Source organism: Betaproteobacteria bacterium (assembly GCA_016791345.1).
Taxonomy (GTDB): domain Bacteria; phylum Pseudomonadota; class Gammaproteobacteria; order Burkholderiales; family JAEUMW01; genus JAEUMW01.
In genome coordinates, this window is record JAEUMW010000443.1 from 1 (window position 1) to 9049 (window position 9049).

Below are 9049 nucleotides of genomic sequence, written 5' to 3' on the forward strand. Positions count from 1 at the left end.
CACGCACTGATCGACGAGGAAGAGTCCGACCTGCTGCCGTTTCAAGGTATCGAGAAAGTGGAGCAGGTCGCCTTCGTGAAGGAGCGGCAGGCGGATCTTCATCACCGATTGCCGAAGCTCGATGCCGCCCTGGGTGGCGCCGCCGGCGGGATATGGCTGTTGCACGCCGATTTGATAGTCGACACCGAAGAGTTCCGAGGAGATATTCGCGTTGCGCAAACCGTCGATCCAATTGATGCGCCTTTCCTCGCCGACGACGCCGTCCCGCTGCAACTGCTCGTACCCGCCCAGGTAACGGACGATGGTCTCCTTCTCGTCTCCGGAGCGCTGGTAACGCAGTCGCGCTTCTTGCAGCAAGGCCTTCTGCTGCATCGCTTCGCGTTCCGCACGCTCCATGAACCGCTCGCTGAAGACGATTGCACCGGCGCCCAGTGCGAGTATCAACGCGAGGAGCAGCAGCGGCCCGCGCAGCGCAGACAGATCACGCAGGTTCATGCAGCCCTTTCATGCATGGCGCGCCGAGCAGAATTCTCCGATGCATCATCAGTTTTCCTCGGCCTTCAGCGAGAGTTCGAGCTTGAACTGTGCGGTGGCCGCCTGCACTTGCGTTTCCTTTGCCGTGTTTCCGCTGAGCACCGACGTCTGGCTGACATTGATCGGCAGTTGAATTACCTTCACGTCCGCTACTCCCTTCTCTTGTGCAAGACGCTCCACGAGCGCGTCGATGGTCGCGATCGCAGCACGGTAGTTCCCCTTGAACGGGCGTACCTCCGCGTCGATCACTGCACGTTCTCGAACCTCGCCAGAGGCGGCTGAGCTCCCCGCGAGATCCGGAGGCGTCGCCTTCCATACGACGGATTGCAGGAAAACGCCGGGACTGTCGTCCAGGGCGCGGCTGATACGCATCAGTGCGCGCTCCGGGGTGCGCACGTCCGCCCGGATCCGCTCGACTGTCTCGACGGTCTTCCTGAGGTTTGCCGCGCTGGTTGGCGCCTTCGGGAACTGCTGGGTGACCGACTCGTACCTTTGCTGCTCTATGATGGTTGCCGTGCGCAACCGCTCGGTTTCCAGATTGAAATCGCTCCGTTGCCAAAGGTTGTTGCCCACCCACAGCGTGGCAGCCACGGCCGCGGCGGCGCTTACCCCGTAGACTGCATTGCGCGCCTGATAGCGACTGTAATGAGCAAGCAACCCTGCCGGGGCGAGATTGCAGTCCGGTGTGCGCTGCGCGAGCACGTGGAGGTACACGGCCTCGCGGCCGTGCGCGAGCAGGCTTGGAGCAATGCCGAGCCGGTTGACGACATCCGCAGGGGTAAGGCGCTCGACATGCGTGTTGGCGAAACCCCTTTGCACGAGGTGGGGAAGGTCGCGCAGCGAATCGTCCTGGTCGACCAGCGCCACCGTCATGTGGTCTTCGAGCGCCATGAACTTGAGCGCGTGAAGATAGAGCCGAGTGTTCTGAATCTCCTCGGCATAGGCGCTCAGGCGGGACTCGCCGCTCGCGACTTCGAGGCGGGTCAACCGGGACAGTCGCAGCTTGCCGTCGCGCAGCACCGTTTGCCGAAGCCCGGTGGCGTGCTGGGAAACCAGCAGGAGGTTCTGAGCCTGCAGTTTGAGGCGCGCTGCCAGTTCGACGCTGACGATAGGGAGCGTATAGATTCCCACGAGGGGGGTCTGACGTCGGGCCAGCGCCTGCACCCAGCCAAAGAGCATGTCCGGATTGGAGAGCGCGGCGAAGAGATAGACGTCGTCCTTGCGTTTGCCGGCGTCACGGCCCTGCGTCCACGCAGCGCAGTAGGGCGTGCTTCGATAGAGTTGCTTGAGTTTGCGTGCGACCAACTGCTGCCGGTCCCGTCCGCGAACGTGAGGCAGGGTCTCGACGCGGTAGTCCTCCTCGACGGCATCCACCATGAGGTACGCAGGCAGGCTCCCGGCAGTCTTCAGGAACGCTTCGAAGCCGGCCCAACCGCCCTCGTCGTTCGCGAACGTATGCCAGGCGGCGAGCCGGCCATGATGCCAGCGCGCCACCGTGCCCCGTTCGGTCGTGATGGAGATGAGGACTTTGTCGGCCATGACGCGCGTCCGTTAGACAGGCTAGATCTTCACCTTGCCGATTACTTCGTAGATCGGCGTGAGGACCGCGAACATGATGAAGGCGAGAATGCCGCCCAGCACCAGCGTAAGAGCCGGTTCCAGCAACTTCAGGGCGTTGTCGACTGACTCGCGCACGTCGCGTGTGTAGAAGTAACTTACGTTGAGAAGTGCCGAATCGAGTGCACCGGTGGTCTCGCCCGTGCGCAGCATGCGGATGACCAGGGGCGGGAAAAGCCCCAGTCCCTGAAAAGCCTCGGTCAGACTCTCGCCGGCGCTGATCTGCTGCCCGGCGCGGGCGAGGCCTTCTGCCACGACCTTGTTGGCGACGATGTCTTCGCAGGTCTTGATCGAGTCGAGCACGGTGATGCCGGAGCGATACATGAGCGCGAAGAAATTGGCGAACCGGGCAAGGATGATCTTTTGCAGAATCGGCCCGATAACGGGCGCGCGCAGCTTCAGGCCGTCCCATGCGAACCGGGCTCTTGCATTGCTACGAACGGCGGCTCCGGCAGCGACCGCGGCCACCACGGGCAGTACGAGCAAGACGTACCAGTACTTCACGGTGAACCCCGAAACGGCGATGAGCACACGGGTCTGCAGCGGCATCGCGACGCCCATCGTCTTCAGCAGGCCGACAACCTGTGGTACGAGGTACACCAACAGGAACACCAACACGCCGCAGACGACGATCAGAACCAGCAGCGGGTACGCCAGAAGCCGCATGGTTTGAGATGCGAGTTCGTCCTGCCAGCGCAATGTCGCGCCGAGATTCTCGAAAACTTCCATCAAACGCCCGGTCTGTTCACCTGCCTTGACCAGGCTCACGAAGACGGCGCCGAACACCGACGGGTGCCCCGCCAGACATTGCGAAAGGAGCTTGCCGCCTTCCATGTCTTCCAGCATCGCGGTCAGAACCTCGCGGAAGCGCGTCGTTTCGACGGAATCGCGCAGATCGCGCAAACCGTCGATGATCGGAATTCCAGAGCGCGCGATCTGCTCCATGTCATAGCAGAACGCGATCAGGTCGCGGCGCGAGATCTTGCCGCGACTGCCCCCGCCGCCTGCCGCGGCCAGTTGTCGGCACGTGATGAGGTCCAGCCCCATCCGCCGCAGCCGCAGTTCGAGATCGACCTCGTTGGCGGCGTCAAGGGTTCCGCGCGTGGCCCGGCCATTCTTGTCGATGGACTTGTACTGAAAGGCTGGCATGGCTTGGTCGGGTAGATCGGCAGGCGCTTCGGGCGAAAACTACACCCAGCGGATGCGGCCGGTCAGGTCCACCGCACGTGAAACCTCGATGAGGCTCGTGGTTCCCTCGAGCACGCGATCTGCCGCATCGTCGATGAGCGGGCGAAATCCCTTCTCCATGGCCGTTGTGCGCAGCTCCCGGGCGGTTGCACGGCGCGCGACCAGTTCGTCCATGTCTGCATCCATGTGCAGCAGTTCCATGATGGCGATGCGGCCACGATAACCCTTGCCACTGCAGAGCTTGCAGCCTGCGGGACGAAAGATTTCGACCGGACGGTCGTCTGTCAGTCCGAGCACGCCGCGCTCCTCGGTCGAAGGCGCGTAGCCCTCCTTGCAGGCGGGGCACAGCACACGGACCAGACGCTGGGCGATCACACCGATGATGTTGCCGGCGAGAATGGCCGGATCGATGCCGATGTCGAGCAGGCGCGGAAACGCTCCGAGCGCGGAATTGGTGTGCAGCGTCGTGAAGACCTGGTGGCCGGTCATGGCGGCTCGAAAGGCCATCTCGGCGGTGTCGTGATCGCGGATCTCGCCGACCAGGATGATGTCGGGGTCCTGGCGCATGATCGAGCGTATACCGTTTGCGAAGTCCATCTTCGCCGCTTCGTTCACGGACGTCTGCCGCATCATGGTGACCGGGTACTCGACGGGGTCCTCCAGGGTCATGATGTTGACTGACTCGACGTTCAACTGCGAAAGCAGCGAGTAGAGTGTCGTCGTCTTGCCGCTGCCGGTCGGGCCCGTGAGGATGAGCACGCCTTCCGGGCGTGTCAGCATGATATGGAGCTTGCCGAGGGTGTCGCTCGTAAGCCCCATCCTGTCGAGACTGATGATGGATTTCTCGCGATCGAGCACGCGCAGCACGATGTTCTCGCCGTAGATGGTCGGCTGACTGGAGACGCGAAAGTCGACGGGCCGCCCGTTCAGATTGAGCGACAGGCGCCCGTCCTGCGGTGCGCGTGTCTCGGCAATGTTCATCCCGCTGATCACCTTGATGCGGACCGCGATGCCTGCCCAGTACGTCTTGTGCAGGCTGCGGATCTGCTCGAGCACGCCATCGATGCGATAGCGCACGCGCAGGAAAGCATATTCGGGCTCGAAGTGGATGTCCGACGCGCCACGCTTGACGGCATCCACCAGCAACGCACCCACCAGTCGCACGATCGGCTGGGTGTACTCGTCTCCTCCGGCCTGCAGGCTCGTATAGTCGATCTCGCCGGTCTCGATCTCCTGCAAGATACCGTCGACGGAGAGTTCGAAGCCGTAAAACTGGTCGATATAGTCTTCCAGCTGCGCCTCGCCCGCGAGCTGAGCCTTGATCTCGACCTGCGGGCCGAGCAGGCCGCGCAGCTGGTCGAGCGCGACGACGTTGAAGATCTCAGTGGTGGCGACGGTCAGCGTGTGATTCTGTGCGTCATACGCGATCGGCAGCAGGCGATGACGTCGTGCGAACTCCTGGGGAACGAGCTTGAGGGCCTCGGCGTCGACGACGATCTTCGTGAGATCGATGCTTTCCTGCCCGATGGTCCGCGCCATGATGTCGCGGATGGCACCCTCGGTGACGAACCCGAGCCGAACCAACAGCCGCCCGAGCGGTACGGCGTTGTGCTTTTGCTCGGTGAGCGCAATCCGCAGCTGGTCCGGTGTGATAAGACCAGACTGGACCAGCAACTCGCCGATCCGGAGTTTTTTCCGTTGCTCGGCCACGGGTTACTCCAGGCTGCCGGCGAGCTTCGTGATGCGTTCGCGGACGGCAGTTGGGTCGAAGTTGGCGCGCCCGGAAACCCCGGCAAGCTCTAGCGCCTGCTGGTAGAAGTTGAGCGCAAGCCTGGGCTGGCTCAAGTGTTCGAGGCTGACGGCGAGGTTGAAGGCGTAGTCGGGATTCGTGCGCGCCAAGTGATGCGCCTGGAAGTAAGCGGCTTGGGCGCCTGGCCAATTGCCCTGATCCGCGTACAGATTGCCGAGCGAGAAGTACAGAAACGCCGACGGATCTTTCGCGATGAGTGACTTGAGTCTCGATTCCGCGCTTTGCGGGTCGGCAGAACCGATGAGGTTGATGAGTCCACCCTGAGCCAGCGTGTTGGCTGGATCGACCTGCAACACCTGAAAAAGATAGCGGATCGCAAGATCCGCATTCCCCTGTTGCTGCGCCACTGTAGCTCGACCGAGCAATGCGTCGACGTTTCGCGGATCGGATCTGAGCACCGTTTCGTAAAGGCGCCCGGCCTCGTCGAGACGTCCGGCGCGCAAGGTTTCGTATGCCTCGGAAAGCTGCGGGTTGATCCGAGGGGGCTCACCTCCCGGTTTGACGGCGATCCCAACGCTTGGTTGCCGTGCTGCCGGTTCGGCTGCCGTGACAGAACGCCGAGCGGCGGCCGGTGGCGTCGCGCTTGGCGGGGATGCCTCCGATGGTCGGGCGACTGCCCTCTTCGCAGTCGGTGCGCTCGGGGGAATCGCCTCTCCGGCGTCTGCGGTGGTGAGGCTCGGCGCAGCAATCGCACCGGTTTCCACGCGCGGCGCTGATCGTGGCGTTGGCGCTACAGCGGCGGGGGCAGGTGGGGCCGTGACACTGGGCGATGAAAACGCTCGGCGCAGAAGGGCGGGGTGGAAGACCGAAAGATAGAAATAGACCGCGTAGCCGAGGATGGCGAGCCCGATCACGACGCCATAAATCTGCTTGCGGTGTTCCCGCATCCATTCGGCCCAACCGGATTGGGGATCAGACGCCTGAAGCACCGCCGCTGCCTGCGCAGGCGTCGGTCCGGACGCAGGAGCAGACTTGAGTCCGGGGCTTTGCGCACGGTCCAGTTCCAGCGGTTCGAGAGCAAGTTCGCTGGCCAGTTCGCCCGCACGGGTCGCGGGTCGAACAGCGTCCTCCCGCTCTTTTGCAGCCTTCTGCAATGCCTGCATCAACAGGCTCATGGGTTGTTGCGCGGCGGCGGCAGGGTTTCCGGGCGGTTGAGGACCGGCAGGAAACGCTGGAAGAACTTGAGGTCGTCCGCGTCCAGCGAAGCGTGGGTTATCACGGTCGGCTTCAGGAAAATAACCAACTCGGTCTTCTTGGTCTTGTTGGTGCGGGTGCTGAACGCCGTTCCAGCGATGCCCGGCAAGGTGGAGACGTAAGGCAGCCCCTTGCGGTCACGCGCGACTTCGTCCTGCATGAGGCCGCCCAATATCACGGTCTGACCCGTTCCCACCTGCAGCACCGACTCGATCTCGCGCACCTGCAACTGCGGGACCGGGTTCTTGATGCAGTTCTGGATGAGTCCGCCGGCGCCGGTGGTGCACAGCGACGGATTCGGGTCGTCGACGAAGTCGAGGATCCTGGTAATGGTGGGACGAACCGTCAGGGTAACCTGACCCGTCTCGTGGACCTGGGGCGTAACGGAGAGAATGACGCCGACGGCCACCGTCTGCGGTGTCGTGGTGAACGTGTTGGGCTGAATCACGCCACCGCCGGTAGCGACCCCCTGCTGCGCCTGGATGGTGAAATAGACGATGTTGTCCACTACCTTGAGCAGCGCAGTCTGATTGTTGATCACCATCAGCTTGGGGCTCGACAGCACCTGCGTGTTGCCGAACTGTTCGAGTGCGGTGATGAGGCCTTTGAAGTTTCCGCCCGAGTAGTCGACGAAGAAGGCGGCCGGTGAGGTCAGGGCCCGCGCTCCCAGATCCTGCACGATCTTGAGTCCGCCGTTGGTGATCACGCTCCAGTCGACACCGGCCTGGAACTCATCGAACAGCGTGACCTCGGCGATCGTCGCTTCGATCAGTACTTCCCGCTGCGCTGCCGTCTGCACGCTGTCGAGATACTGCTGGATGAGTCGGTGCTCGCGCTCCGTCGCCAGCACGGTCACGGTTCCCGTGAACGAGTTGATGACGATCTCATCCTTGATGTCCCCCGGCAGGGCCAGGGGTTGACTGAATGCCGCCGTGTAGAGGTCCGCAGCGGACTGGCCGGCTTTGCTCGCGGCCTCGGCCTGCGCGACGCGTTCTTCGCGCGCTGCGCGCTGCGCTTCGGCCCGCGCCGCGCGATCATCGGCAGACTGCACGAGCTGCCGGTTCGAGGAAATAATGGCGCGGACGTTCTCCCGCAGTTGCTCCCAGAAGTCGCCCTTCGCCGTGGTGCGGACCGTCGTGGCCGATGCATTGCCGCCGGCCGCTCCCATGCCGCCGGCACCCGCGACAGCACCGGTTCCCGACACCTGGCCTGAGCCTGCGGGGCCGGCGATCTGCACCGACGCACCCACTGTGGAAGTCGTGTCGCGAGTCATGTTCACGTAGTTCACGCGATACGTCTTCGAGAACGGCGCGTCCGGCTGCACGATGATCGTGTTGCCTTCCGTGCGGTAGCGCAGATTGACCTGTTTCGAGAGCCGGTCGAGTATCGCGGGCAGGGTTTCGTTCACCGCGTTGAGCGTGACGAGGCCGCTCAGCCCGGGGTGAATGTCGATGTTCTGTTTGGTGTCGCGGGCCAGCGCGAACAGCAGTTCGCGCACCGGAACCTCGTTGACGACCACGCTATAGGTCGCAGGTTTCGGCGTGGGCTTGGGCGGGGGAAGGAAATCACCGCTGGAGCGGACCGGTGGCGGTGCCTCTCCCGCGGGGGGCAGCACCCGGTTCTGGGTCAGATGGGCTTCAGACTGCGGGATGACGGGCCGATAGGCGCAACCGGACATCGCGCCGGCGGAGAGCGCGGCCATGAGACTTACGAGTGCGCATCGGCCTCGAATGGCCGGAGGGGAGAAGCTCGTCATGCGGTCTTGGGGGCCAGAATGGCAGTGGGAGATTCCCGAGGATCGCTGCCTTTTCGATCGCGGAGGGCGGAAAAGCAAGTATGGTACCCGAGGCTGCAACTCCTCACGGCACTTGAGCTTGCTGAGATCGCCCGCTCTCGCGCCGGATTCCGGCGGCGGAACGGATGTAGGGCCGGTCGCTCCGAACGGCTTCCGGGAGCCTGGCCAGCGCGGCGCGTGCGGCCTGGCGCGTGGGAAAGTTTCCGTAGGAGACGCCGAGATACGACGCGTCCTTGACCCGGGTACGGTACACAAACAGCTCATCGGTTTCAACGAACTTGCCCAGGTGGTCCAGATATCGAGCCAGTTCGGCCGGGTCGTCCGCAGCGACTGCGAGCTGGATGGTGAATCCCTGTTTGTCTGAGTTCTCCAGCCAGCGCGTGGTGGCTGCCAAGCGCGCAGCGGTCATGTCATCGCTGCGGTCGGGCGGGGTGCTCGCACGCTCGTCCTCGGCGGCGGGCGGTGCCGGAGCGCTGGGCGCGGCTGCGGGAGCGGCGTCGGTTGCCGCAGCGGACGTGGTGCCGGTCGGCAGAACGGTCACGGGAGCGGAGGGCCGTCCCAACCACCACAAGGCGCCGGCCCCGAGGGCTGCGCCCGCGATCAGCAGCGCAGCCGAGGCCACCCAGCGCGGCGGCGACGATGCTTGGTGTGCCTTGAACTCGCAGTCGCGTATGGCTGCACGGACGTGCGCGAGGCGGACCGTATGCGTGTTGTCGGCAAACGCAGCGAGCAGCGTCTTGTCCGCAACGAGGTTCACGCGCCGGCTCAGACCGCCGGTTGCGTCCGCGATATAGCGAACCAGCTTCGGCGCGAACAGGTCCGGCCCGCGATAGCCGGCGGCGCGCAGGCGGAAGGTGAGGTACTCGCCGATCTCGTCGGCATGGAGCGGCTGCAGGGAGAAGCCGTGCGTG

At 63.9% G+C, this 9049-nt stretch carries 7 protein-coding genes; all 7 read right to left on the reverse strand.

Annotated features, from left to right (window positions below; translation table 11 throughout):
- On the reverse strand, positions 1-495 hold a 495-nt coding region (locus JNK68_16675; protein MBL8541979.1), incomplete at its 3' end, for a hypothetical protein.
- A gap of 48 nt (positions 496-543) precedes the next feature.
- Entirely contained in the window at positions 544-2073 is a 1530-nt protein-coding gene (locus tag JNK68_16680) for a hypothetical protein (protein ID MBL8541980.1), read from the reverse strand.
- Positions 2074-2094: 21 nt separating this feature from the next.
- Positions 2095-3300 (reverse strand): type II secretion system F family protein, encoded by a 1206-nt coding sequence (locus JNK68_16685; GenBank protein MBL8541981.1) that lies wholly within the window; start codon positions 3298-3300, stop codon positions 2095-2097.
- Between the two features lie 39 nt (positions 3301-3339).
- The gene (tadA, locus tag JNK68_16690) at positions 3340-5049 is read right to left on the reverse strand and encodes a Flp pilus assembly complex ATPase component TadA (protein ID MBL8541982.1); all 1710 of its coding nucleotides are present in this window, start codon (positions 5047-5049) and stop codon (positions 3340-3342) included.
- Between the two features lie 3 nt (positions 5050-5052).
- Positions 5053-5592, reverse strand: a complete 540-nt coding sequence (locus JNK68_16695) for a tetratricopeptide repeat protein (GenBank protein ID MBL8541983.1) — start codon at positions 5590-5592, stop codon at positions 5053-5055.
- A gap of 668 nt (positions 5593-6260) precedes the next feature.
- A complete protein-coding gene (locus JNK68_16700) occupies positions 6261-8045 on the reverse strand; it encodes a secretin N-terminal domain-containing protein (GenBank protein ID MBL8541984.1) in 1785 nt (594 codons plus the stop codon).
- Between the two features lie 157 nt (positions 8046-8202).
- The coding region (locus JNK68_16705) for an SPOR domain-containing protein (GenBank protein MBL8541985.1) at positions 8203-9049 on the reverse strand (847 nt) is incomplete at its 5' end.

Coding starts and splice junctions, on each gene's coding strand:
- JNK68_16680 (MBL8541980.1), bottom strand. CDS start 2,073: ATGGCCGACAAAGTCCTCATCTCCATCACGACCGAACGGGGCACGGTG.
- JNK68_16685 (MBL8541981.1), bottom strand. CDS start 3,300: ATGCCAGCCTTTCAGTACAAGTCCATCGACAAGAATGGCCGGGCCACG.
- JNK68_16700 (MBL8541984.1), bottom strand. CDS start 8,045: ATGGCCGCGCTCTCCGCCGGCGCGATGTCCGGTTGCGCCTATCGGCCC.